15 protein-coding genes and 5 pseudogenes are annotated in these 25,493 nt (G+C 57.3%); 8 read left to right on the top strand and 12 right to left on the bottom strand.

Annotated features, from left to right (window positions below):
- Nucleotides 1–2: 2 nt before the first annotated feature.
- Nucleotides 3–4,868: an RHS repeat-associated core domain-containing protein gene (locus tag LOY38_RS20480; protein ID WP_258696800.1), complete on the bottom strand. Its 4,866-nt coding sequence runs from the start codon at nt 4,866–4,868 to the stop codon at nt 3–5.
- Nucleotides 4,869–5,131: 263 nt separating this feature from the next.
- On the opposite strand from LOY38_RS20480, the gene LOY38_RS20475 reads away from it, so the two are divergent.
- On the top strand, nt 5,132–5,827 hold the full coding sequence (locus LOY38_RS20475) for an HAD-IA family hydrolase (protein WP_258696799.1): 696 nt from the start codon (nt 5,132–5,134) through the stop codon (nt 5,825–5,827).
- Between the two features lie 117 nt (nt 5,828–5,944).
- On the opposite strand, the gene LOY38_RS20470 is transcribed toward LOY38_RS20475, so the two are convergent.
- Nucleotides 5,945–6,691 (bottom strand): 3-oxoacyl-ACP reductase family protein, encoded by a 747-nt coding sequence (locus tag LOY38_RS20470; protein ID WP_258696798.1) that lies wholly within the window; start codon nt 6,689–6,691, stop codon nt 5,945–5,947.
- A 561-nt stretch (nt 6,692–7,252) separates the two neighbouring features.
- Between LOY38_RS20470 and LOY38_RS30390 the strand changes: the two are divergent.
- Nucleotides 7,253–7,408: pseudogene (locus LOY38_RS30390) on the top strand (hypothetical protein); the annotation flags it as partial.
- 5 nt (nt 7,409–7,413) lie between these two features.
- A complete protein-coding gene (locus tag LOY38_RS20465) occupies nt 7,414–7,614 on the top strand; it encodes a hypothetical protein (protein ID WP_258696797.1) in 201 nt (66 codons plus the stop codon).
- Between the two features lie 121 nt (nt 7,615–7,735).
- Here LOY38_RS20465 and LOY38_RS20460 read toward each other — a convergent pair.
- Nucleotides 7,736–8,804, bottom strand: a pseudogene (locus LOY38_RS20460) (IS630 family transposase).
- Nucleotides 8,805–9,364: 560 nt separating this feature from the next.
- Nucleotides 9,365–10,345, bottom strand: coding sequence for an IS5 family transposase (locus LOY38_RS20455; protein ID WP_258696796.1), 981 nt, complete (start codon nt 10,343–10,345; stop codon nt 9,365–9,367).
- A 420-nt stretch (nt 10,346–10,765) separates the two neighbouring features.
- Here LOY38_RS20455 and LOY38_RS20450 point away from each other — a divergent pair, with 420 nt between their 5' ends.
- Nucleotides 10,766–11,674, top strand: a complete 909-nt coding sequence (locus LOY38_RS20450; RefSeq protein WP_258696795.1) for a hypothetical protein — start codon at nt 10,766–10,768, stop codon at nt 11,672–11,674.
- 131 nt (nt 11,675–11,805) lie between these two features.
- Here the strand turns inward: LOY38_RS20450 and LOY38_RS20445 are convergent.
- Nucleotides 11,806–11,955: pseudogene (locus LOY38_RS20445) on the bottom strand (transposase domain-containing protein); the annotation flags it as partial.
- A gap of 95 nt (nt 11,956–12,050) precedes the next feature.
- On the opposite strand from LOY38_RS20445, the pseudogene LOY38_RS20440 reads away from it, so the two are divergent.
- Together LOY38_RS20440 and LOY38_RS20435 are read left to right on the top strand one after the other, a co-directional pair.
- Nucleotides 12,051–12,730 (top strand): annotated as a pseudogene (locus LOY38_RS20440) (IS3 family transposase); the annotation flags it as partial.
- A gap of 65 nt (nt 12,731–12,795) precedes the next feature.
- On the top strand, nt 12,796–14,172 hold the full coding sequence (locus LOY38_RS20435) for an IS30 family transposase (RefSeq protein WP_258696794.1): 1,377 nt from the start codon (nt 12,796–12,798) through the stop codon (nt 14,170–14,172).
- 112 nt (nt 14,173–14,284) lie between these two features.
- Here the strand turns inward: LOY38_RS20435 and LOY38_RS20430 are convergent, their stop codons facing one another.
- A complete protein-coding gene (locus LOY38_RS20430) occupies nt 14,285–16,363 on the bottom strand; it encodes a bifunctional diguanylate cyclase/phosphodiesterase (RefSeq protein WP_258696793.1) in 2,079 nt (692 codons plus the stop codon).
- A 251-nt stretch (nt 16,364–16,614) separates the two neighbouring features.
- Here LOY38_RS20430 and LOY38_RS20425 point away from each other — a divergent pair.
- Nucleotides 16,615–16,731: pseudogene (locus tag LOY38_RS20425) on the top strand (IS5/IS1182 family transposase); the annotation flags it as partial.
- 253 nt (nt 16,732–16,984) lie between these two features.
- Here LOY38_RS20425 and LOY38_RS20420 read toward each other — a convergent pair.
- The 3 genes from LOY38_RS20420 to LOY38_RS20410 all read right to left on the bottom strand — a co-directional run bounded on the left by LOY38_RS20420 (nt 16,985) and on the right by LOY38_RS20410 (nt 20,587).
- Nucleotides 16,985–17,713, bottom strand: coding sequence for an aspartate/glutamate racemase family protein (locus tag LOY38_RS20420; protein ID WP_258696792.1), 729 nt, complete (start codon nt 17,711–17,713; stop codon nt 16,985–16,987).
- A gap of 13 nt (nt 17,714–17,726) precedes the next feature.
- Nucleotides 17,727–19,268 (bottom strand): NCS1 family nucleobase:cation symporter-1, encoded by a 1,542-nt coding sequence (locus LOY38_RS20415; protein WP_258696791.1) that lies wholly within the window; start codon nt 19,266–19,268, stop codon nt 17,727–17,729.
- Nucleotides 19,269–19,846: 578 nt separating this feature from the next.
- Complete coding sequence (locus LOY38_RS20410; RefSeq protein WP_008074131.1) at nt 19,847–20,587, bottom strand: phosphoadenylyl-sulfate reductase; 741 nt, start codon at nt 20,585–20,587, stop codon at nt 19,847–19,849.
- A gap of 173 nt (nt 20,588–20,760) precedes the next feature.
- Between LOY38_RS20410 and thrH the strand changes: the two genes are divergently transcribed.
- Entirely contained in the window at nt 20,761–21,378 is a 618-nt protein-coding gene (gene thrH, locus LOY38_RS20405; RefSeq protein WP_258696790.1) for a bifunctional phosphoserine phosphatase/homoserine phosphotransferase ThrH, read from the top strand.
- A 52-nt stretch (nt 21,379–21,430) separates the two neighbouring features.
- Here the strand turns inward: thrH and pabB are convergent, their stop codons facing one another.
- From pabB to LOY38_RS20390, 3 genes are all read right to left on the bottom strand, one after another.
- Nucleotides 21,431–22,768: an aminodeoxychorismate synthase component I gene (gene pabB / locus LOY38_RS20400; RefSeq protein ID WP_258696789.1), complete on the bottom strand. Its 1,338-nt coding sequence runs from the start codon at nt 22,766–22,768 to the stop codon at nt 21,431–21,433.
- Between the two features lie 202 nt (nt 22,769–22,970).
- The gene (locus LOY38_RS20395) at nt 22,971–23,957 is read right to left on the bottom strand and encodes an alpha-L-glutamate ligase-like protein (protein WP_258696788.1); all 987 of its coding nucleotides are present in this window, start codon (nt 23,955–23,957) and stop codon (nt 22,971–22,973) included.
- The gene (locus LOY38_RS20390; RefSeq protein ID WP_258696787.1) at nt 23,957–25,492 is read right to left on the bottom strand and encodes an inactive transglutaminase family protein; all 1,536 of its coding nucleotides are present in this window, start codon (nt 25,490–25,492) and stop codon (nt 23,957–23,959) included. The genes LOY38_RS20395 and LOY38_RS20390 overlap by 1 nt, the downstream gene beginning before the upstream one ends.
- Nucleotide 25,493 lies beyond the last annotated feature (1 nt).

Here is a 25,493-nt window from a genome sequence, read left to right as displayed (position 1 = left end):
TTCTATTTCCTGTTCGGATTTAAGGTGGTGTAACTAGTGGGGCGACCATCAGCACCAATAGGGGTGACACCGAGAATATCTTCTCTTTTGACTCCACCTTGAATTGCTACCTCCCTTTCATTACTGAATTTGTATTTTTTCCCCAGTTCCTTTACTAGATCTCTACCTGGAATCATTCGTATGGTGTACAAAAAACCACTTCTCATATTGAATTTAGTCGCGAAATCAATTCCAACTTCTCTTTTTGGAGAAGTACTAACAAAATTGCTCGGTGGCTTATTGCTGTCAAGTGAGTGAAGCAGCAAGTCATTGCTGTCGCCCTTGGTTTTAAAGCCTTGGTAAAAAATTTCATCTGGATGGCGACTATCTCCACGATATGAATACTTTTCCTCCGTATATGAGGGAAGTTGAGCATCCCCCTCATCAACCCCAGCCTTACCCGCCGGCTCCTCATCCCCAAACGACGGCTTCTTACACCCATCCCCCCCAGGGCACTCACTCAACCCCAACGGATCAACCCAACCCACCGGATTGCGCGTGTACTGATACCCGTTTAACCCGCCCGCCAACTTGCTCGGGTCCGGCGTCAGGTACCGCCCGACATCCGGATTGTAGTAGCGATGCCGGTTGTAATGCAGGCCGGTTTCCGCGTCGAAATACTGCCCTTGAAAGCGCAGCGGCTGATCGAGGACCTGATGGGTGTCGCGGGTGAGGCGGGTGAGGCGGCCATACGCGGTGTATCGAGCGGCCCAGATGATGTCGCCGCTGTAGTCGGTGAGTTCTTGCGGGGTGCCGAGGTGGTCGAGTTGGTAATAAAACGGGCAGGCCTTGCGCGGGCCTTTGCCGTCGAGCATCGCCAGCGGGCGGAAGCTGTCGGGTTCATAGACATAGCTGCGGTAGTGCTCGCGACTGCTTTCAGCGACAAGGTTGTCGCCCTGCCAGAAAAACTCGGTGGTTTTACCGTCGACGGTTTTGGTAATGCGACGGCCGAAAGCGTCATAGCGATAAGTTGAGCAACGACCGTCCGGGATGGTGACGCCGACCAACCGATGCTGGCAGTCATAACGGTATTCAGTGACGAGTTTCTGCCTGGTACCACGGCGTTCGCGGATGAGGTTGCCGAAGGTGTCGTAATCGAAGTGGCAGTCGCCGTGCATCAACAGGCGGTTGCCTTTGACGGTGGCCGGGCCCGGGCGGTCCTGCATCAGCAGGTTGCTGGCCGGGTCGTGGGCGAAGCTTTCCGGTGGCTGATCGCGAGAGTGGCGCACGCGGATCAGGCGGTTCAGCGAGTCGTACTGGTAGCTACGTTGGCCATGGCGGGTGTCGGCGATGCTGTCGAGATTGCCATTGAGGCTGTAGGCATAGTCGCGGCGATACAGCGGATGTTGGTGTTGGCCGACGGCGTGGGCCTTCAGGCGACCCTGTTCGTCGTAGGCGTATTCACTGAGCAACAGACCCTGTTGACGCTGCTGTTCGCGGCCGAAGACAAATTGGTGGCTGGTGAGGCGTGTGCCATTGAGGTCGATAGCGGTCAGCGCGCCGCCCTTGGCGTGGTGGTAATCGAGTTTGCTGCCGTCTGGCAGACGCAGGCGGTTGAGCTGGCCGCAGGCGTCGTAGCCATAACGCAAGGTGCCCCAGCCCTGGTGTTCGGTGATCAGGCGGTCTTGTTGGTCGTATTCGAATTCCAGCGGGTGGTCGTGGCCGTCGTCGACGCTGGTCAGTCGGCCGAGGCGGTCGTAGCGGTACGCGATCTGAGTCCCGTCGGGTAGGGTCTTGACCAACAGGTGTCCGGCCAAATCCCGTTGATAGCCCGTGACCAGCTGCGAGCCGTCGTCGCCGAACTCGGTTTTCTCCAGCAGATGGCCGTTGAGGTCATAGGCATAGGCGGTGCGGCGACCGTCGAAGCCGGTTTCCTGTCGGATCAATCCGTTGGGCGTGTAGTCCAGCCGATAGCGTTCTCCGGATTCGTTCTCGATTTCCGTGAGCAGCAGCTGCGCGTTGTCGTAGCGATATTTGAGCTGGGTGCCGTCGGGGTTGATCCGGCGGCTGACCAGGTGCAAATCGTCGACGTATTCGTAACGGGTGACGCGGCCCAGCTCGTCGCGTTTGGCGGTGACCTTGCCGTAGGCGTTGTAGCTGAACGCGCGCGTGGCGCCGGTAGGCAATGTCGTCTGGACCAGTCGGCCGACGGCGTCCCATTGGTAGCGGGTGACCGCACCGTGTTCGTCCTGACGAGTCGTCTGCCGCCCCAGCGCATCGTAGGAAAAGCGTCGTTGCCCACCGTCCGGCAGTGTTTCCTCAAGCAACTGGCCCAAGGCATTCCAGACGAATACATGGCGACTGGCGTCCGGGTAGCGGATCGACAACAGCCGGCCCTGAGGGTCGTAGTGATAGTGAGTGGCCTGGCCATCGGGATCGGTGGCCTCGGTGACATCGCCCTGAGCATTGCGCTGGTATTTCCACACTGCTTGGCCGCGATTGCGCGCATGCAGAAAACCGTTGCGGTATTCGTAGGTCGTTGGCTCATCTTGCGGTGGAATCAACGCCACCAGCCGTCCGACTTCGTCGTAGCGGTATTCGGTGACGGCCCCCAGCGGATCCTGCTCGGCCACCAACCGACCCTGCTCGTCATAGGCCTTGAGCTGTTCGCCGCCATTGAGCTCAACCCGGCGCACCAGTCGCGCCCGGTCGTCATGGACGTAAACTTCTTCGCTGCCGTCGATGTTCTGGAGCGTGACGCTGCCTTGGTCATCCCAGGCGTAGCGCGTGTCCACTTGCGCGAACGACGCCCAATGCCGCACGCAGCGTGCCGCCTTGCCGGACCGCTGCCACTCCCAGAAGAAACTCGCGCCACCGGCCAGTTGCCGCTGCAGGATGACGTGCCGGTCGTCGTAGTCGTAGCGCTCGTTTTCCCCTGCGGCATTGGTCGCTGCGATCAAGCGTTGGCGGGCGTCGTAGCGATAGGAAACCAGTGTCTGCTCTGTATGCCAGGCTTCACCCGGGGCATCGCCGGAGTGAAACGACTGGTATTCGACGGCCACAAGGTGCCTGCGCTCATAGCAAAACAACAACGAACGCCCGGCGCCGTTGTCGAGGCGCTGGATGCGCTCCTGCCGGTCGCGGGTGATGCGCAATCGGTTGTCGTAGGCATCGCTGATCGCCGTCAGCCAGCCGTTGTGAAAGTGGTAGAAACGCGTGTCGTCGCCAGCCTGGGCGAGGATCAGCTCTTCGGGTGCATCGCCCAGATAAATCGCCGCGCGCGACAGGCTGTTATGGATCGCAGGGCGTTCGACACTCGGCAGCGGGAACGTGGTGCGGCGGTTTTCGTGGTCGATCCAGGTGACGGTGTCGCCGTCGATTTCCAACCGATGGGCGAGCGAATGGCTCCAGCCAAAGCCGAGGCCGCAGTCGATCTCGGCGGCACTGGTGCGGTAGAGCCGGGTGAAGTCGAACGGCAGGATGCCGTCCAGCGAACCATCGGTGAGGGTCAACAGTTCTTCGCCGGTGACCATCGATACCGGGCACCCGTTCTTGCAGGTCGACGGCACACAAGTCGCGCTGTCGCCGTTGGGGTTTTTTGCCTGATTCGGTGCATCGTCGTGAGGTTCGTGACGACCCAGCCGGGTCATGTCTGTGGATTTATCGCGAGCAATGGCAACCGGATTGCTCACCTGCACAATCGGTGAGACGCCGGCGCTGATCTGTAGCGGAACCGTCGGTGCAGGTTTCAGCGGTACATTCCGCACGCTGACCACAAGCGGTTTGAGCGCGCCAGCGTGGGCTGTCAGGTCGGATTTGGCCGTCAGCCCGGCCAACCGCAAACTGGCCGCCGCCAACCACTGCCGAGCCCGCGGGGACTTGATCTTGTCCAGTAATTTGGCGCTCATGCCGAGCTTCAGGCCCGTAGGACCGATGAGACGTACCAACAGGAAGCTGATCAATATTTCCGTACGAATTTGCGCCACGACTTCGGCGATGTACTGCGGCGGCAACATCCTCAGCCAACTGGTGAACGCCGCGAGATGGATGAACATCAATGGCTCATCGCTCAACATCAGCAACACATTGGCAATGGTTTCAGCCGAAGCGTTCAGCAGCGTCTCAAGCTCGCCTTGGGTCAGGTACTCAAGGAGTTTTTCGCTGTTGCCTTGCAGGTCTGCCACCAGGGCGTAGACCTGTTTCACGTCATCCCACAAACCGTGCAGCGAATGCTCGAAGCCGCGCCAGTCAGCCTGTTGCAGCAAGCCGTAGCGCTGGGTGAACCCTGCCTCGGAAAACCCCGCCCACAAAGGTTCGAATTCGCTCGTCCATTCATTGCGCAACCAGCCTTCCAGCTCGCCGATCACGCTTTGATAGGAGGCGTAGAGCGCTTTGACGTGTTCAGTGGAGACATTGGGAAAGAAGGTGATGCGATAGCGATGGCCACGCCAGCATTCGGGGATTTCGAGAATGCCGCTGGGGCCGATGGTTGCGTGGACGGGCTCACCGAAGATCAGTTCACCATTGCGCTGCGAGATAACCGGCTCGAGCATCACCGGCGTATCGCCGATCGGCACGAAACGCGCGGCTTCAAACATATGCACCAGGGTCAACGGACCACTGGCCGGGCACATGGCAAGCGTCGAGCTGACAGGAACGGTGGAGTCCTTCGGCGCGCTGAGCCGGACTTCGTTGCCGACCTTGAACACTTGCTCGACGTTCAGCGCGCCAGCGGTCCAGAAGTTTTCCGCCCAGGCCTCGTAGTCGTTGAGGCAGAGTCGGAAATCACCGAGCAGCGCTTCGACGTCCGGCTGCTCGGGGTTCATGGCGGCGACCACCAGCAGGCCGATGGCGTTGTTCAAGGCCAGGACCTTGTCAGGTTCGAACATTCGCAATCCCTCGCGCCGATTAATTTGGAGCGAGAGACTTTGCGGGGGATCAAAAAGGAAAGAAGTCAGGAAAGGAGGTGTTTGGTGTAGGGGAAATCGCTAAATCATCGCAGGCGCCTCGATACAGGTTTTTGTATCCGTCAGGCATTGCCCGTTGCTCTCTGCCAAGTGCGCTCGCTATGCTGCTGAACCCTTTAATCCACCACGGACCCGGTCGTGCCTGAGCCGCTCCTGGGATGTCATGAGAAAACGGATCAGATGCGATGAATGCACCCTTGGATGAGTTCGGCCCGATCAAGGCCGTGATTTTCGATATGGACGGCTTGCTGCTGGATACCGAGGGCATTTACACCGAGGTCACCTCCATCATTGCCCAGCGTTATGGCCGGACCTTCGACTGGAGCGTCAAACAGAACATCATCGGCCGCGGCGCGGGTGATCTGGCGCGCTATGTGGTCGAGGCGCTGGACCTGCCGATCACCGCCGAAGAGTTTCTGGTGATCCGCGAGCCGCTGATGTGCGAGCGTTTTCCGACGGCGTTGGCGATGCCCGGCGCAGAGGAGCTGGTTCGGCACTTGAAAGCCAACCACATTCCTATTGCGGTGGGCACCAGTTCGTCGCGTCAGTCGTTCGGTCAGAAAACCACTTTGCACCGCGACTGGTTCGCGTTGTTCGACTTCATTGTCACCGCTGACGACCCGGAAGTGGGCGCGGCCAAACCGGCACCGGATATTTTCCTGACAGCGGCGCGGCGCTTGGGTGTCGCGCCCCGGGATTGCCTGGTGTTCGAGGATTCGCCGTTCGGCGTCACTGCCGCGAAAGCGGCGGGGATGACGGCGATTGCGGTCCCGGATGCGGCGATGGCCGACGAAAAATACGCGCATGCCGATGGCATTCTTCGTACGTTGAAGGCGTTCAAGCCCAGTGCATGTGGCTTGCCGGCGCTCGAGTGGGTTTAACGCCGGTAGCCGGTAAATGTGGGTGCGGGCTTGCTCGCGAAGAGGGCGTGTCAGGCAACATCAATGTCGACTGATACGACGCCTTCGCGAGCAAGCCCGCTCCCACAGTGAGCTGCATCAGGCGCCGAAACCACCGTCGATGGTCAGGCTGGCACCGGTGATGTAGCCGGCTTCGGGACCGACAAGGTAGGCCACGAAACTGGCGATTTCTTCTGCTTTGCCGTAACGGCCCACGGCCATCAGCGGGATCAGGCTTTCGGCGAAATCACCGTCGGCCGGGTTCATGTCGGTGTCGACCGGGCCCGGTTGCACGTTGTTGATGGTGATACCCCGTGGACCGAGGTCGCGAGCCAGGCCTTTGGTCAGGCCGACCAGCGCCGATTTGCTCATGGCGTACGGACCACCACCGGCGAAAGGCATGCGCTCGGCATTGGTGCTGCCGATGTTGATGATGCGACCGCCTTCGGTCATATGTTTGGCCGCTTCCTGAGTGGCGATGAACACACTGCGCACGTTGATGGCCAGGGTCTGGTCGAAGTCTTCGAGTTTGAAGTCTTCCAGCGGTGCGACGGCCAAAACGCCTGCGTTGTTGACCAGGATGTCCAGGCGGCCGAAGGCTTCGACGGTGGCATTAACGGCATTGCGAATCGCGACGGCATCGGCGCTGTCGGCCTTGATGGCCAAGGCTTTGCCGCCGGCGCTGGTGATGCTGTTTTGCAGGTCTTCGGCTTTGGCGGTAGAGCTGACGTAAGTGAAGGCGACGGTAGCGCCTTCGGAGGCCAGGCGTTTGACGATGGCAGCACCGATGCCGCGTGAGCCGCCTTGAATCAGAGCTACTTTACCGCTGAGGTGTTGAGTGGTCATGTCGATCTCCAGAAATTCAAGGCGGGCTGCCTTGTTGTCGGAGTCGAGTATCGGCCTCGCATTACCCTGAGGGTAGACCGTTATTGCTATAGTCTGTGTAAACCACAGCTTATGGAGCCTTATTAACAGTTAAATTCAGTATTTATAAATTTATTCATATACTTACAGATAGTAACTTTTTTTGTTTTTTATGAGTCCATTACGAGCTGCATGACCTCCGTTTTGCGAGCACGCCTGTCGGATGTACAGCTTTCCGTTGAGCGAACCAGCGACTACGTTAGGCAGGAATTTTCTGACGTTTTTTTGCATTGCTTGCGTCTGTCTTCTATAACTCCAGAACGCTTGGGGGGCCCCAATTACCTCGATGGAGCAGTGCTATGTCCACCGGCTACTACTTGGCCTGTCTCGAAACCCACCGTTATGTTTGGATTGGCACGCTTGGCGACACAACATCCGAAGCCGGTGTCGACGCAGACCTTGTATCTAGCTTTTGCTTGGTACATCGGGGCAAGTCGCTCATCGTGATCAGCGAGTCTCACCAGGTCGTGGGAGAAGGCTGACCAGGCCGCCAACACGGCCAATCGAGCCGCAAAACTGGCCGTGCGCAAGGCGGCTCATGCCGACACGATCAAAACAGCCGTGAAAGTTCAGGCGGGTTTCCAGGTCAGCAAAGCCATTGTCAAGTGTGTGTCCAAAGATGAAGAAGACGAGTGCTAATAATCATGGTTCAGACCATCAAGGAAATTTTGCTCTACGCAGTCATTTTTCTGCCCTTCGCGTTGCTCTACAACATTCTGGAGATATACTTTGGCGACTCATGGTGGCCGGCGATCATCGTGATCACTCTGATGTTGATTGCACGCGTGAGCCTGTACCTGTACCGGCGCCATAAAGGCATTCGCGACACCTGGCTGGATCCATAAGATCAGCACGCCATGAATCCGGGCTGCGAGCCTGCCTTCGATAATCAGATATCCGCAGACAGATATCGGGATGCATTGTGGTACTTGGCAATCCGCCCTAGTGTGCAGTTTTGAAAATAACTTACCCGCCAGCCTGTGAGGCCATTGCCTCACGGGCTCGCTGTATCTTGTTCAAGATATCCTCTCCCTTTGCATTCCACACATAGCGGGTTGGCTGCGCATTTCGCAGTGCCAGGAACGTGGTAATCGAACTCTCCAATTCGCGAACCGAGCTAAAACTGCCCTCGCGTAAGTACACCGTGATGTCACGAAAGAAGTGCTCAACCATGTTCATCCACGAGCTGGAGGTCGGGGTGAAATGCATGTGGAAGCGCTTGTGCTTCTCAAGCCAAGCCTTCACTTTCGGGTGTTTGTGGGTGGCGTAATTGTCCACGATCAGATGCAACTGAAGATGCTTGGGCGTTTCGCGATTGATCTTTTTGAGAAACTCCAGCCACTCCTGATGCCGGTGTTGTCGCTCGATGCAGCTGATCAAGCGTCCTTGAAGATAATCCAGTGCAGTGAACAAGGTAACCGTGCCGTGGCGGATATAGTCATGCGATTGCGTACGGATATGTCCGATCCCCAGAGGCAAACCAGGTTGCGTGCGCTCCAAGGCTTGAACCTGGCTTTTCTCATCACAGCAGAGCACCAACGCCTTGTCTGGCGGGTCGAGATACAGCCCGATAACATCCCAAAACTTCTCTTCAAAATGCGGATCATTGGACAGTTTGAAGGTGCGGGTCAGGTGCGGTTTCAGGTCATTGGCGGCCCAGGGTCTGTGCACGCTGGTGGACGAGATCCCGGCGACTCGGGCCATGCTCCGGCAGCTCCATCGAGGCTCACCTATTCGCGGCTGAGTGACCTGTTCAAGGACACACGGCGTCAGCCGGCAAGGACGTTTTGCGCCCACGACCCGGTTTGTCGAGCAAACCGTCCAATCTCAGCGTTTGAAAACGCTGGCACCAACAGGTGATTGTGGGGAGTGAGAGGCCGGTCAAACGAGTGATCTCTATCCGCGAACAACCTTGGGCTGCCAGCAGGATCAGCCGGGCGCGACGACCGTCGCGCTGACTGATGGTAGCCGAGCGTGCTCGTCGGCTCAGTTCGGCTTGTTCTTCTGGGCTGAGGATGATCTCTTGGGCGTTCACTGGCGTTCCCCCGAGCGCTGAATGACAGAGAAAGTGTGGCTAAACCGCAGAAAAGTTATTTCGAGAACAGCACACTAGATTAACAGACATTATTGAAGTCTCAGTGGTAACGACAATAATCCTAATACTTACGAATTATCTTTATGGGCACCAAGTTAGACCACAGGCAATTGCCGCTGTGCTGTGGAAAAATGCCAAGGTGATGCAGAGGATCAATAGGGCATAAAGACGAGCAGTTAGATTTTTCATATTTACCTTCCTAGTGGTGCATAAAAGCAACTCGTACTGCCATGAACCGATTTGCCGAATCTGGAGTAAACGAGCTTCTTTACAGTGGCACAACTGTCAGAAGTATCAGGTGCTGACCCCCCGTGGAGTTCTGCCCACTGCCTTCGAGTCAACCGAAAGCTCTAGGGATGGTCTGAAGTAGCCATGTATTTCTGGCTGACTTCGGCCACCGCCGATTTTGAAGGTGGCGAATCGATCCAAAACGCTCAGATCACTCACTCATTCCTGTCTTTTTAGCCGCGGCGAGCACCTCCCAGCGGCTATTCCCCACATTACAGGCGCACCTCTCCTGTATTGCCCAGTAAATGTCGGCGGGCCATCCACAGATTCGACAGCGCAAACAGCGTCACCAGCTGTGCCGTGTTCTTGGCCAGGCCACGGAAGCGCGTCTTCACATAACCGAACTGGCGCTTGATCACCCGGAACGGGTGCTCGACCTTCGCCCTTGCCTGCGCCTTGGCTTTTTCGATTTTGCGCTTGGCTTTGTACAGGACGCTGCGCTTGCCCAGTTTCTGGTAGTTGCTGCGCCGGGCGGCAATCTGCCAGATGACTTGGCGACCTTCATGCTCGGGGCGTTTCTCCACTCCGGTATAGCCGGCATCGGCACAGACCACGTTTTCGTCGCCGTGCAGCAGCTTATCGACCTGCGTGACATCTGCCACATTGGCCGCCGTGCCCACCACGCTATGCACCAGGCCCGACTCGTCATCCACACCGATATGAGCCTTCATGCCGAAGTACCACTGATTGCCTTTCTTGGCCTGGTGCATTTCCGGGTCGCGCTTGCCGTCCTGGTTCTTGGTCGAACTCGGCGCATGAATCAGCGCGGCATCGACGATAGTGCCCTGGCGCAGCGACAGGCCGCGATCACCCAGGTAGCCATTGATCACGCCCAGAATCCCTGCCGCCAGCTCGTGCTTTTCCAGCAGGCGACGGAAGTTGAGGATGGTGGTTTCGTCGGGAATGCGCTCCAGGTTCAGCCCAGCAAACTGGCGCAGAATAGTAGTCTCGTACAGTGCCTCTTCCATCATTGGATCACTGTAGCCGAACCAATTTTGCATCAGATGGACACGTAGCATCGCCATCAGCGGATAGGCCGGACGACCACCATCACCCTTCGGGTAGTGCCGCTCGATCAGAGTAATCAAACCCTTCCACGGCACCACCCGATCCATCTCGATCAGGAACAACTCTTTACGGGTCTGCTTGCGTTTTCCGGCGTACTCGGCATCGGCGAAAGTCATTTGCTTCATCGGAAAACTCGGCGGGTGGAGTCGGGGTATTTTGCCAAAATCAGGAAGTCTTTTTGAGGGTTTTCTTAGGGAGAAGCCGCAAACATATCAGCGGACAGCCCTCCAATAGAAGGGCTGGTGACTACCCAACTGGTAAGCGTCTGCGAAACACATCTTGCTCATGTTCAGCGTTTGTCTGGGAGAAGAAAATCTACCTCGTAGATCCCCCGTGCCGCGCGGACGGTGGCAGAACCTAGGCTGTTCGCTGTGTCGTTTTCGAAGTCCACTCTTGGATCTATCTACCGGCCAATCATCTGTAAGTCGTTGTAAGAAAAAACAAACTGGCAGTGGCAGCCTCTCAAAAGGTGGCCTATACATGGACAGGCTGGCAAACAGAAGTGCCAGCGCTTTTCCAATTTGATCGGACAAGGAGTCCGTTTTATGGCTACAGAACTGGACGCGTTGCTCTCAAATATTCGTGACTGCAAAACCTACGACGCGGTAAAAAATCGCCTCGCTATCGTCACAGAAAAAAAGGACGCTGCTACTGACCCTGATGTGGTGCGGGCGCTGCGGGATGCCCAGGTGTATGCACTGGTCTGGGGGGTGTTTACTGTCGCTCTCGACCAGGGGGCGCCGATAGTCGCCTATGACAAAGCCATCAAGGCACTCGAGGCCGCTCAAGCGAGCGCAGATAACAAAACTCTTGAAGCTGCCTACATCGCCTACGAGGCAGCCTATACCGCTCACCACGAGGCCCTAGGTGCTGACAACAACCTCATCAACGACGCCATCAAATCCGTAACCGATGACGCAGCCAAGGCTGCACCCGGTAAGAACGGCATCGACGCCATTGCCGATGCTGCCGCCGCCGAAATGGCCTCGGCCGACATCGAGCATCACCTCGCAAGCCAAAACGTCATCTATTGCTCCGAAGGGCCTAGTGGAGACCCTTATCAGGAATACTATGACAGGGAGCGGCAGATCAGAAATATCACCAGCCCTGTGAAGGAAGCGTGTGATGCTTATGTCAATGAGTATGTTACCCGTGCTCAAGTGGCGGCCCAACTCAAGCAATCACTCAACCGGTATCTGCTCGTCTGGCGCGTGACAACCACCGGAAACGGGAATCCACTGGCCGTACAAGGCATACTGGAAAGCATCGATGAGAAGAACGGGACGTTCGTGCTGAGAAGCACTGTCTATGAAGGTCGGCGCGACACGGTTTCGTTTTCCGACATAGGAACCATCGATACATCACGGACGGGCTCAGGGGCACTATCCAGTGCAATCGCACCCGACTGGAGGAACGTAGGCCTGGGGGAATGGGTTCGCTCCGACAAATATTAAAAATACAAAAGCGCTTAATGCCTGCATAGCGTAACCCTTCACGACAGCGACCGGAGCTCAGCATCCGGTCGCTGTTTCTTCGAAACCCGTCCGCTGGGCGTAAGCGTCCGCCCCCTCTCACCTTGCGTAAGTCAGGCCGGCATCCACTGATGCGGTAGCAGCTGCCTGATTTCACTGGCCCGCTGTGTCGGCAACCGCGTCAGCACATCGTTGAGATAAGCATACGGATCATGCCCATTCATGCGCGCCGACTGGATCAAGCTCATGATTGCAACCGCCCGCGTCCTGAACAACCTGGGCTTTGAACGGTTTGGGGTAAGAGCTTCGGTAGCGCATGGAAATCCTGACGTTAAAGGCTATCGCGTCCGCTAAAACAGCACTGACCCCTGAACAACAGAAAATCCAGGAACTGGAAGCTCGTATCGCTCGACTTGAGCGAGAGAAATCCATCCTAAAGAAGGCTACCGCACTCTTGATGTCGGAAGATCACGAGCGTTCGCGTTGATTGACCAACTGAGCGTCCACGAGCCGGTTGATTGGCTGTGCAAGGTGTTTGAAGTCACCCGCTCGTGTTTCTACGCCCAGCGTCTCAGACGCCGGACTCCTGATGTTGAGCAGCTTCGGTTGCGCAGTCGGGTCAATGAACTGTTCACGCAAAGTCGCAGTGCTGCGGGCAGCCGCAGCATTTTGTCGATGATGCGTGAAGACGGTGAGCAACTGGGCCGATTCAAGGTTCGTAGCTTAATGCGCGAACTTGAGCTTGTGAGTAAACAGCCAGGTTCTCACGCGTACAAACGAGCAACGGTCGAACGGCTGGATATCCCGAATACGCTGAGTCGGGAGTTCGATGTTCCTGCGCCCAATCAGGTCTGGTGCGGCGACATCACTTACATCTGGGCTCAAGGTAAATGGCATTACCTGGCGGTCGTCCTGGATCTCTACGCGCGCCGAATTGTGGGCTGGGCGCTGTCGAACAAACCAGATACGTATCTGGTGATCAAGGCGCTGGATATGGCCTATGAGCAACGTGGAAGACCTTCGGATCAAGGGCCGCAGGGCGAATTCAACCGGTCGTCGCAACACCTTTGACCGAGGTGTTTATGGGGCGACCCGCAGGATGGATGCAAAAATTGACTGGACGGAGAGCGATGCGCTCGCCTGGTGCGCCGTCACTTCGTAATGATATCGAGCGGCTGTTTTGGGCGAAGATCGCAACCGGTATTACAAGCGAAAAGGCGGCGGATGCTGTTGGCGTATCTACCCCGGTAGGCACACGCTGGTTCCGTCATCGGGGCGGGATGCCATTATTCATGTCAAACCAGATATCGGGAAGGTACTTGTCGTTTGCAGAGCGAGAAGAGATTGGGTTGCTTCAGGCGCAAAGTTTCGGCGTGCGTGAAATTGCCCGGCGCCTTGGACGAAGCCCGTCGACAATCTCGCGGGAGCTAACGCGTAATGCCGCAACCCGTAGCAGTCGACTTGAGTATCGAGCTTCAGTAGCACAATGGAAGGCAGAGCTGGTTGCAAGGAGGCCAAAGCCCGTGAAACTGGTGACTAACTCGCAACTGCGCCACTATGTGCAAGACCGCTTGGAAGGCAAGGTTCACGACATTAATGGGCGTGAGATTACAGGCCCTCGACAAGCTCCGTTCAAAGGACGAAATAAACCACATCGTGCTGACCGTAGATGGGTCAACGGCTGGTCGCCCGAACAGATCACCAATCGGCTAAAGATTGATTTCCCGGACGATAAATCCATGCGTATCTCCCACGAGGCGATATATCAGGCTCTCTACATCCAAGGACGAGGGGCTCTCAAGCGCGAGCTGGTGAGCTGTTTGCGCACAGGGCGTGCATTACGTGTGCCGAGAGCTAGGTCACAGGCCAAAGCGTGGGCGCATGTCAGTGAGGAGGTCATGATTTCCAGTCGCCCTGCTGAGGTGGAAGATCGTGCTGTACCAGGACATTGGGAGGGTGACCTTATCATCGGTTTGAACCGATCCGCGATCGGTACACTGGTAGAGCGCTCAACTCGATTCACCATGCTCGTCCATCTTCCTCGTGAGGAAGACTATGGGCTAATTCCCAGGACGAAGAATGGGCCGGCTCTTGCTGGCTGCGGGGCTATTAGCATGGCCAACGCACTGAAGAAAACAGTGAATGACCTTCCCGTCGAACTGTGGCGATCTTTGACCTGGGATCGAGGGAAGGAGCTATCGGATCACGCTCGATTTACCATCGAGTCTGGAGTGAAGGTCTTCTTCGCTGATCCCCATAGTCCATGGCAGCGCGGCACGAACGAAAATACGAACGGCCTTCTACGGCAATACTTTCCGAAAGGCACTGACCTGTCTCGTTGGAGTGCCCATGAGATCCAGGCCGTAGCTAATGTGTTGAACATGAGACCCCGGAAAACACTGGGATGGAAAACACCTGCAGAAGCACTGAATGAGTATCTACAATCTGTCCAACAATCCAGTGTTGCGACGACCGGTTGAATTCGCCAGTTGACCACTACAAACAGCGCCTAAATGAGTTTAGAAACGTGTACGTCGAGAGGCAGGATCGAATCCTCCAACGATATGAGGTGCAGCACGAGTCTGAAACGCATCAATCAGTCAGCGTAGACTCGGAAATCGCTGTTGCAGTTAGACTTTTGAGCAACAGTTCTGCCGGCAACGGGATTCCGAGTAAATACCCCTGTAAAGTGTTACAGCCTAAGCGAGTGAGCAATTCTTGCTGTTCTACGGTCTCCACACCTTCTGCCACAATCTTTAGACCTAACGTCTTGCCCAGTGCAATGATTGCCGAAACAATCGCAGCATCGTCATTGCCCTGAACCAATTCGGTGACAAAGCCCCGGTCGATTTTCAGTTCATTGGCAGGTAGACGTTTAAGGTAGAGCAGACTGGAGTAGCCCGTCCCGAAGTCGTCGATGGAAATGCTCAGCCCCAGTTCCGACAGTCGTTCCAAGATCTCCAAGCTGGCTTCGGCATCGCGCATGGCCGTAGATTCAGTGACCTCAAGAATCAGGTGGCGAGCATCCAGCGAATGACGCGCCAGAGCCGTGCGCACGACATTCACCAGGCTGGCATGCCCCAGTTGAACGGTGGACAGATTGACCGCAATGCTCCAGTCCTGATGGCCTTCGTCGTGCCACTCACGCATTTGGCGACAAGCTTCGTTGATTACCCAATTGCCAATGGGAATAATTAAGCCAGTTCTTTCCGCGAGTGGTAGAAAACGATCCGGCGGGACTAGGCCCAGTTCAGGACTTTGCCAGCGTAACAAAGCTTCGACCCCGATCATCGGGCCGTTGGGGGCGAGCATTTTAGGCTGGTAATGCAGGAGGAACTCACCTCGATCCAGCGCCTGGCGCAGATCTTGTTGAAGTTGCATCTGTTGATGCGCATTGGTGTTCATTGTGCTTTCGAAAAAGCAGTAGCCATTACGCCCCAGTTCCTTGGCGTGGTACATCGCGGCATCTGCGTTGACCATCAGCTCATGCGCGGTAAGACCATCATTTGGGAACAATGCAATACCAATACTGGCTGATACATGCAGGCTATTGCGAGCAATACTGAAGGGGCTGCCAATGCTTTCGATCAGCCTTTGTGCCAGCGCCGCAGTATCTTCGGGCTCACCCGGATCAATCAACAAGACAAACTCGTCACCACCCAGACGCGCACCGGTGTCCTCGCAGCGTTTGGTGTCGAGGATGCGTCGCGAGACGTCGATCAGTAGAAGGTCGCCAACGTGATGCCCGTAGACATCGTTGATGGCCTTGAAGCCATCCAAGTCCAAGAACAGTACGGCAAAATGGCGTTTTTCCCGCGTAGATTTTTGAATGGCTTGCTCCAGCCGGTCATTTAGCAGGACACGATTGGGCAGCTTGGTCAGGTTGTCGTGCAATGCCAGCTGAACCAGTTCGCTGTTGGCCTGATCGAGTGAGATCGCTAGCAGGTTTGTACGCACATCCAGCATGGAGACGATCAAGGCAATAGCGAATACCGCCAGACTCACCACGATCACCAGCAATGCCAACCACTTGGTATCGATGCCGTTGTTTGCCGCCCCGCAGAAGCTACCGTCAGGAAACTGCGCAGCAGCCATTCCGGTGTAATGCATACCGACGATGGCACAACCCATTACCAGTGACGCACCGATACGGGCATAGGTAGCCCTTGTTGAGTCTCTGCGCAGACGGAAGGCGATCCACAGGGCCGCCACTGAGGCAAGAACTGCGATGACAAAGGACAGGACAAATATCCAGGGAATATAGATCACGCTCGGCGTCATCAACATTGCGGCCATGCCGGTGTAGTGCATGGCGGCAATGCCGGTGCCCATCAACAGGCCACCAAGAACTAGGCGAGCCCAAGGCAGATCCTTCTGGCAAACCAGCCAGAGCGCAAAGGCCGATGAGGCGATGGCAATCAGTAGCGACAGGAGGGTGAGAGGTACGTCATAGCCCAAGGAAATGGGAAGATTGAAGGCGAGCATGCCGATAAAGTGCATCGACCAGATGCCAAACCCCATCGCGAACGAGCCGCCTATCAGCCATAACGCTGATGCTTTCCCCGTAGAGCCGGAGACTCGACTGGCCATGTTAAGGGCCGTGTAAGAGGCAAGAATGGCGACAATCAGAGAAAAGGCGACAAATACACTGTTGTAGCTACTGAGAAGCATCAAATATCCATCCTTGATTGTATGCTGCGTTGCTGCGTTGCTGCGTTGCTGCGTGATTGATGTTGAGGGGCCACTATAAACGGGTCTTTCGCGTTAAAGACAGCGCATCTCAAATACTTTTACGCTCCCATAGTGCCGAGTTAGACGCATTGTGGGCATGGCGGTTATTCTGGGCGGGATCTGGACATCACCTTTGCCACCACATTTTCACTCCCTGGCACCGAATATTCGACCCCCTTCAATCAGAGCTGAAAGTACGCTTTCGTGGCTTGGTGAAAAACATCGCGCAGCAGACGATTTTATTCGCCTTATCGAACCTGTGGATGGTGCGAAAACAGTTATTGAGTGCAGGAGAGGTTCGCCTGTAATGCGGGCTGATCGCCCTGATACAGCCCGACCAGAGGAAAGAACCGTGAATTAAAGACAGGAAGGGTCTGTTTTTCGGCCCACCTGGAATTTTTTGAACCTCGAGCGGCGAGGGCATCAAAAATAGGTGGGTACTTCAGACCTTCCCTAGAGCTCCACAGGGTTTTGAGTCGTATCGTAATGATGTAAACGACACAAAGCCCTGTGGGAGCGGGCTTGCTCTCGAATGAGGCAACTCGGTTCAACGTTGTGAACTCAGCGCCCCAACCGCCCCGGCCAACCAATAATGGTCTTCGGCCGAGGCGTCGCATACGTCCGCACTTTCGACGTCGACAACCCCAACCGCACCAGTGATTCGGCAATGGTCACCGCCGCCGTCACGCCATCCACCACCGGTACGCCGGTGCGCTGACGAATCTGTTCATCCAGCCCGGCCATGCCGCCACAGCCCAGGCAAATCACCTCGGCCTTGTCCTCGCTCACCGCCAATTCCGCCTGGTGGACAATCGCCTCCAGCGCACGTTCTGGATCGGACTCCAGCTCCAATACTGCCAGCCCGCTGGCCCGCACCGACGCGCAGCGGTCCCAGAGCCCGGACAATTTGAGGCGATCCTCGATCAGCGGCACGGTGCGGTCCAGGGTGGTGACCACCGAGTAGGCATGGCCGAGGAACATCGCGGTGCTGGCGCCGGCATCGGTGATGTCCACCACCGGCACGTTGAGCAACTCCTGCAAACCTTCGCGACCGTGCTCGCCATACCCGGCCTGGATCACCGCATCGAAGGGCTGGTCGTAGGACATGACCCGATCCATCACCGCGATGGCGGCCAGGTAGCTTTCGAAATTGCCTTCGATGGAGTCGGCACCAAAATGCGGAGTCAGGCCGATGATTTGCGTGCCGGGCGAGGCCACGGATTGGGCCTGGCGGGCGATGGCCTGGGTGATGGATTCGGTGGTATTGACGTTGACCACGAGAATTCGCATGGGAAGTCCTTTATTAATGGCTGACATTATCGACCGCGATGGCTTCGCCGCTGACATCGGCGTAGTAGGGCTGCCGTTTGCCGATGATCAGGTAAAGCATCCCTGCAATTGCGGCGCCAATCAGCCAGGAGAACGGCGATACGTTGTCGAAACCTGGAGCCAGGGCCAGGACAATGGCGATCATGGCTGCCGGAATGAACGTCGCCACGGCACGCAGATTGACGCCATAGCTGTAGTAATAATCGCCATCGGGATCTTCGCTGTACAACTGCGGCACGTTGATCCGGCCTTTTCGTACCTGCCAGTAGTCGACCATGATCACCCCGTACAACGGGCCGAGCAGGGCACCGAGGCCGGACAGGAAATACACGATCACCAGCGGGCTGTTGTAGAGGTTCCACGGCAGGATCAGCACCGCGATGGTTGCACTGATCAGCCCGGCGCGGCGGAAGGTCAGGTACTTGGGCGCCAGGTTGCTCAGGACGAAGGCCGGGGCCACGAAGTTGGCCATGATGTTCACTGCCACGGTGACAATCAGGAACGCCAGGCAACCGAGTACCAGAAAGAAGGTATTGGGAATCGACGCGATGATCTCCGTCGGGCTTTCGATGATCCGGCCATTGATCTGAAATTGCGCACCGCATAGCAGGACGGTGATCCCGGCGAACACCAGAATGTTGACAGGCAGACCCCAGAAATTTCCGACCCGGATGGTCTTGCGGCAGGGCGAAGAGCGGGCGAAGTCGCAGAAGTTCAGGATCAACGTGCCGTAGATCGATAGCCACAAGGCGCCGCCGGCAAAGATGTTGCGCCACATCTCGCCGCCGGTCAGTGGTTCGCGAATCGACCAGGCAATGGTGGCGTTGGCCTGGAAGTACATCCACCCGGCGAGGGCGGCGACGGTCAGTAAAATCACCGGGCCGGCAAACGCCTCGTAACGTCGCACCATTTCCATGCCATAGGCCAGAATCGCCAACTGCACGAACCAGATCGCCACGAAACACACCCAGCCCAGGCTCGACAGCCCGAGGATCGAGTTATGGTCGTAATCGGCGAAGCCGGGATGCACCGCCGTCAGCAATACGCGAAAGACCACTGACGCCAGGTACGTCTGAATTCCAAACCAGGCAATGGCGATAATGGCGCGAATCAATGCAGGAATCTGCGCCCCATGGATGCCGAAACTGATGCGGCTGATCACCGGAAACGGCACACCGGTTTTCTGGCCCATGTAACCGGACAGGTTCATGAAGCAATACACCAGCGCCGCACCGATTCCCAGGGACAGCAGAATCTGCCAGCCGCCCAGGCCCAGTGCGTACAGGCCAATGGCGAAGGAGTAGTTGGCAATGTTGTGCACATCGTTTGTCCACAGGGCAAAGATGCTGTAACGACCCCAGCGCCGGCCTTCAGCCTTGGTCGGTGCCAGGTCCTTGTTGTGCAGGCGGGGGCTGAGCACGACGGGTGGTTGAAACGTTTGATCGTGAATGACAGACGTGGAAAGGGGGGAGGGCAGATCCAGCGCGATGTTGTTATCGGGGAGGCTAGTACGCATTCCGGCAGGCTCCTGAAGCTCGTTGCCGCGATGACTGTGCATGAGCGTGGGCTCGACAAATCTTCGTCGCGGGCGGGAGGGCATCCTTGGTTACGGGGCATCTGCAGCCTGTACGGGATAGGGCGCTTCAGGCTTGCGGATCTAAAGTGTGTGTATGTTTTTGTATTTATTGTATACAAAACATGTGTTCACTTAAGCCAGATTTGTGCCAATCCCTGATCTATTAATTTCAGTGTTAATTTCGTTTTGTTATTGATTGAAGCTAAGTAGCTGAAAAAATGGCGATATAAATTGACCGATTGAACAGGTATTTATTTCGACGGGGATTTTCTGGAAATGATCGACTGAGGAAGTCAGGAGAGGGGGATGTAACTTTTTGGGGCTTTGAAACTAGAAGTGAACACAAATATGGCACTTATGGTGACATTTATGTGTACATAATTATTCTGGTTGACCCAGGATCAGTGTGGGAGCGGGCTTGCTCGCGAAGAGGCAGTCACGTTCAACACTGATGTTGACTGACAGTCCGCCTTCGCGAGCAAGCCCGCTCCCACAGGGGATTGCATAGGGCGAGGGGATCAGGCCTTGGATTTGCTGATGATATTGCCCGCATGCAGCCCGCATTCTTTCTGCGTGGCTTCTTCCCACCACCAACGACCTTCGCGCTCATGCTGGTTCGGCAGCACTGGGCGGGTGCAAGGCTCGCAACCGATGCTGATGAACCCGCGCTCATGCAGGCTGTTGTACGGCAGCTCCAGCATGCGGATGTAGCCCCAGATCTCTTCGCTGGTCATCTGTGCCAGCGGGTTGAATTTGTACAGGGTGCGCTCCGGCGTGGAGAACGCGGTGTCGATTTCCAGCACCGCAACGGCGCTGCGGGTGCCCGGGCTCTGGTCCCGACGCTGGCCGGTGGCCCAGGCGGTCACGCCAGACAGTTTGCGACGCAGCGGCTCGATCTTGCGAATGCCGCAGCACTCGCCATGGCCGTCCTTGTAGAAACTGAACAGGCCTTTTTCCTTCACGAAAGGTTCGAGTTTGGTGTAGTCCGGCGACACCACTTCGATGTCTATCTTGTAGTGCTCGCGCACCTGTTCGATGAAGCGGTAGGTCTCGGGGTGCAAGCGGCCGGTGTCGAGGCTGAACACTTTGACGTTTTTGTTCAGCTTCCAGGCCATGTCCACCAGCACCACATCCTCGGCGCCGCTGAAAGATATCCACAGGTCATCGCCGAACTCGGCAAACGCGAGTTTCAGGATGTCCTGAGCGGATTTGTTGGCATAGGTCGTGGCGAGTTCCACGACATCGAACGATGGGCTCATCAGGGCGGCTTCCTACAGGTCGGTGGCGCTGGGCGCTCTATATGTGCCTGATGGTAACAAAATCCTGCGGCGGCTGGTGTGCCCTCTGCGTTGCACAGAGGGAGGCTAGTCGCTAGAGTTCGGCAGTCCCTTTGCTCGCTCGACTCAATAAACAGTACAAATAGGAGTGTCTTGTGGAAATTGCCTGTCTGGATCTTGAAGGTGTGCTGGTCCCGGAAATCTGGATCGCCTTTGCCGAAAAAACCGGGATCGACTCCCTCAGGGCCACCACTCGGGACATTCCCGACTACGACGTGTTGATGAAGCAGCGTCTGCGGATTCTCGACGAGCACGGCCTGAAGCTTTCCGACATCCAGGAAGTGATCGCCACGCTCAAGCCCCTGGAGGGCGCCATCGAGTTCGTCGACTGGCTGCGTGAGCGTTTTCAGGTGGTGATTCTGTCAGACACCTTTTACGAATTTTCCCAGCCGCTGATGCGCCAGCTGGGCTTCCCGACTTTGCTTTGCCATCGCTTGATCACTGACGATGCCGGTCGGGTCACGGGCTATCAGTTGCGTCAGAAAGACCCCAAGCGTCAGTCGGTGTTGACGTTCAAGAGCCTCTACTATCGGGTGATTGCGGCGGGCGACTCCTACAACGACACCACGATGCTGGGCGAGGCGGATGCCGGGATTCTGTTCCATGCGCCGGACAATGTGATTCGCGAGTTTCCACAGTTCCCGGCGGTGCACAGCTTTGCCGAGTTGAAGCAGGAATTCATCAAGGCTTCGAACCGCAACCTGAGCCTGTAAACCCGATCCTGTGGCGAGGGAGCTTGCTCCCTCGCCACATAAAAGTGCGGTATCAGAGGCTCTGCAACGTATCGAGCAACACCTTCACCTTGGTAATCGATTCCTGATACTCCGCCTGCCAATCCGAATCCGCGACGATCCCGCCGCCGCCCCAGCAGCACACCTGCCCATCCTTGACCAACAAACTGCGAATGGCGATGGAGCTGTCCATCTCCCCGCGCACGTCCAGGTACAGCAATGAACCGCAGTACAACCCACGACGGGTCGGTTCCAGCTCATCGATGATCTGCATGGCCCGAATCTTCGGCGCGCCGGTAATCGAACCGCCGGGGAAGCTGCCGGCGATCAGATCCAGCGCATCCTTGTCATCCGCCAGCTCGCCGGTAACGCTGCTCACCAGATGATGCACGTTCGGATAGCTTTCCAGGCTGAACAGCTCCGGCACCCGCACCGAGCCGATGCGGCAGGTACGACCGAGGTCGTTGCGCAGCAGGTCGACGATCATCAGATTTTCCGCGCGGTCCTTGGGGCTGGCCAGCAGTTCGGCGGCGTTCGCCGCATCTTCGGCAGCGGTCAGCCCGCGGGGGCGGGTGCCTTTGATCGGGCGGGTTTCGACGTGGCGTTCGCTGACTTTGACGAAACGCTCCGGCGACAGGCTCAGCACGGCGCCGCCGTCGGGCAGGCTCTGGAAGCCGGAAAACGGTGTCGGGCACGCCGCCCGCAGCGCGCAATAGGCGGCCCACGGATCGCCCTGGCATTGCGCGCGAAAGCGCTGGGCGAAGTTGACCTGATAGCAGTCGCCGGCCTGGATGTACTGCTGAATGCGTTCGAGAGCCTGCCGATAGTCATCGGCGCTCAGGTCGGCGTTCATCGGGCCGTCCAGTTTGAAAGGCTGGACGTTCTGAGGTGCCGGTTGGGTGAACAGTTCGATCAGTCGCTGTCGTTCGCTGTCGATCAGCGTCGGGTGGAACACCAGTTGACTGGTGGCCAGGTGGTGATCGCTGATCAGTGCCCAGTCGTACAGCCCGAAACGTGCATCGGGCAAATGCAGGTCGTCCCGCGCCTGGCTCGGCAGGTGTTCCAGATGCCGGCCAAAGTCGTAGCTCAGGTAGCCGATCAGGCCACCGGCGAAAGGCAGGTCGACAGGAACAGTGGCTTCACCGAGTCGGGTCAGGTTGTCGCGAAGGCGTTGCAGGAAATGGCTGCCGCTTTCATTCGGTAATACAGCCAGTTGCTCCAGCGGCCAGGCGCTGAGCAGGTCATAACGCCCGCGCTCGGCGCTCGGCCGGCCGCTGTCGAGCAGCACGGCACCGGGGGCATGACGAATCGCCGCGAAGTACTCGGCGGGGTTGGCGCGATAGGGCAGCGGGTGTACGGAACAGGTCAACATGGGCGGGGCAGATCAGCCATCGAGGCGGGGGAGCGATTGTAGTCCTCTGCAGGATTTGCTCCTAGAGGGGATGTCGGGGATTGGCAGGTTGAGAGCTTTAGTGACTGTCAGTCAGCCATCGCGAGCAGGCTCGCTCCCACAGGGTTTAGCGCGGTCCTTGTGGGAGCGAGCCTGCTCGCGATGGCAGCACCTCGGTCTTGGATCAGCCCTCAACCGCTGGAATATGCCCAAACAATTCCTGAACGAACTCCACGCGTTCCTGCGCCGTTTCGGTCATCCCCCGTGCCTTCAATTCTTCCAGGCGCGCTTCGACCGCGTGGGTGCGCAACGTCAATCCGCAATCGTTGGCAATCTGAATGTTCAACCCGGGCCGGGCGTTAAGCTCAAGAATCAGCGGGCCTTTTTCCTGGTCGAGCACCATGTCGACACCGATGTAACCCAGCCCGCACAGCTCATAACAGCCGGCGGCGAGTTTCATGAAGCCGTCCCAGTAGGGCAGTTGCACGCCGTCCACCGCGTTGGTGGTGTCCGGGTGTTTGTTGATGATGTTGTTCAGCCAGGTGCCGCGCAATGTCAGGCCGGTGGCCAGATCGACACCGACGCCGATGGCGCCCTGGTGCAGGTTGGCTTTGCCACCGGACTGGCGCGTTGGCAGGCGCAACATGGCCATCACCGGATAGCCCATCAGCACGATGATGCGGATGTCCGGCACGCCTTCATAGCTGATGCTTTTGAAGATCTGGTCCGGGGTCACGCGGTACTCGATCAATGCACGGTCACGGTGACCGCCCAGGGAATACAGGCCGGTCAGGATGCTGGAAATCTGATGCTCGATTTCCTCGTGGCTGATGATCTTGCCCGACACCGTGCGATAGCGGCCTTCGAAGCGGTCGGCGATCACCAGAATGCCGTCACCGCCGGCGCCCTGGGCCGGTTTGATCACGAAGTCGGTGCGCCCGCCGATGATCTCGCCGAGGTTGTCGATTTCCTTCTCGGTGGAGATCACGCCGTACAGCTCCGGCACGTGGATGCCGGCGGCGATGGCGCGCTCCTTGGTGATGATCTTGTCATCGACGATCGGGTACAGGCTGCGCTTGTTGTACTTGAGCACGTAGTCTGCGTTACGCCGATTGATCCCCATGATGCCCCGGGCCTCCAGGGCTTTCCAGGTCTTCCAGAGACCGAACATCAGGCGTCAGCCTTCTTCAGGAAAGCCTTGAAACGCACCAGTTCGGTCAGGCGGTAACCGCGATAGCGACCCATGGCCAGCATGAAGCCCACCAGAATCAGCAGGACCGCCGGGAAGGTGAACACGAAGTACACCAGCTCCGGCACGCTCATGATCAGGTGCGCCAGGGAGGCGGCGAACAGCGTGCCGATCGCCACTTTCATCGCGTGGCCGCCACCGCGCTCTTCCCAGGTGATCGACAGGCGTTCGATGGTCATGGTCAGAATTACCATCGGGAACAGCGCCACCGACAACCCGCGCTCCAGGCCGAGTTTGTGGCTGAACAGGCTGATCGCCGCGATCAGCACCACCACGAAGGTCAGCACCACCGACAGCCTAGGCAGCATTTGCAGCTTCAAGTGCTCAAGGTAGGAGCGCAGCGACAGCCCCAGCGCCGTGATGATGGTAAACAGCACGATGCCGAAGCCGAGCTGGGTTTCCCGGAAGGCGAGGGCGATCAGCACCGGGGTAAAGGTGCCGAGTGTCTGAATGCCGATCAGGTTGCGCAGGATCAGGATCACCAGCACGCCGATCGGGATCATCACCATGATCATGAAGGTCTGCTGGGTTTCCAGCGGCAGGCCGTACAGCGAGTAATCGAGGAAATTGGCGTCGGAGTTTTCGTCGGTCAGCTTGGCCAGGCGAATGGCGTTCATTTCGCTGTTGTTCAGGCTGAACGTGACGTTGGCTTTTTTGCCGCCATCGACGGTGATCAGGTTTTCATCGCCGGTCCACCACAGCAAACGGTCAGTGGGCAGGCCTTGTTCGCCGGTTTCCGGGTTGAAGTACAGCCAGTCGGTACCGTTGAAGCTGCGCAACCAGAGTTCAGGCATTTGCGGCTGATCGGCCACCAGGCGGATGGTGTGGACCTTTTCCACCGGCACGTGGGCGATGGACAGTACCAGCTCGACGATTTTGGCTTTGTTCACGGTGGACGGATCGCCCGCCAGCAGCAGTTTCACGTTGTCATCGTTGAGATTGTTGACGCGCTTGATGGCTTCGCCGATGAAGGTTTCGACGTCGGCCGAATGCTGGCGAATCGGTGCGAGCAGGGCTTCGGCAGCGATTTTTTCAGGGCCTTCGACGGCGATGCTGTCGCGGAAGGTCGGCCCTTTGACCTTGGATTTTTCGCCGCTGTAGCGCTTGGTCAGCACCAGACGGTAATAAAGGGTCTGGTTGCCTTTGGCCCGACGCGCCGACCAGGTGACCTTGCGGTTGCCGTCGACGCGGTTCACCGCCACGCCGTAGTTATTGGAAATGAAACTCTCGTTGAGGCTCACATAGTCGCGGCTCAGCGGCGGCACGAACATCTGGATCTTGATCGGGTCTTTGGCGTTGGCGACGAACTCGACCTTGGCGTCGATGTTCCACAAGTCGTCCGTGGCGTCTTCGGTTACCGGAATTCCGAGCACGAAAATCTGATAGGCCGTAACTGAAATGCCCAGCACCACCAGGATGGCGATCAGCAATTTCAGGTGGAGGGTAAGAGAGCGCATT

The organism is Pseudomonas sp. B21-015 (genome assembly GCF_024749285.1).
In the GTDB taxonomy this organism is placed as follows: domain Bacteria; phylum Pseudomonadota; class Gammaproteobacteria; order Pseudomonadales; family Pseudomonadaceae; genus Aquipseudomonas.
This window is presented reverse-complemented; position numbering and strand designations above follow the sequence as displayed.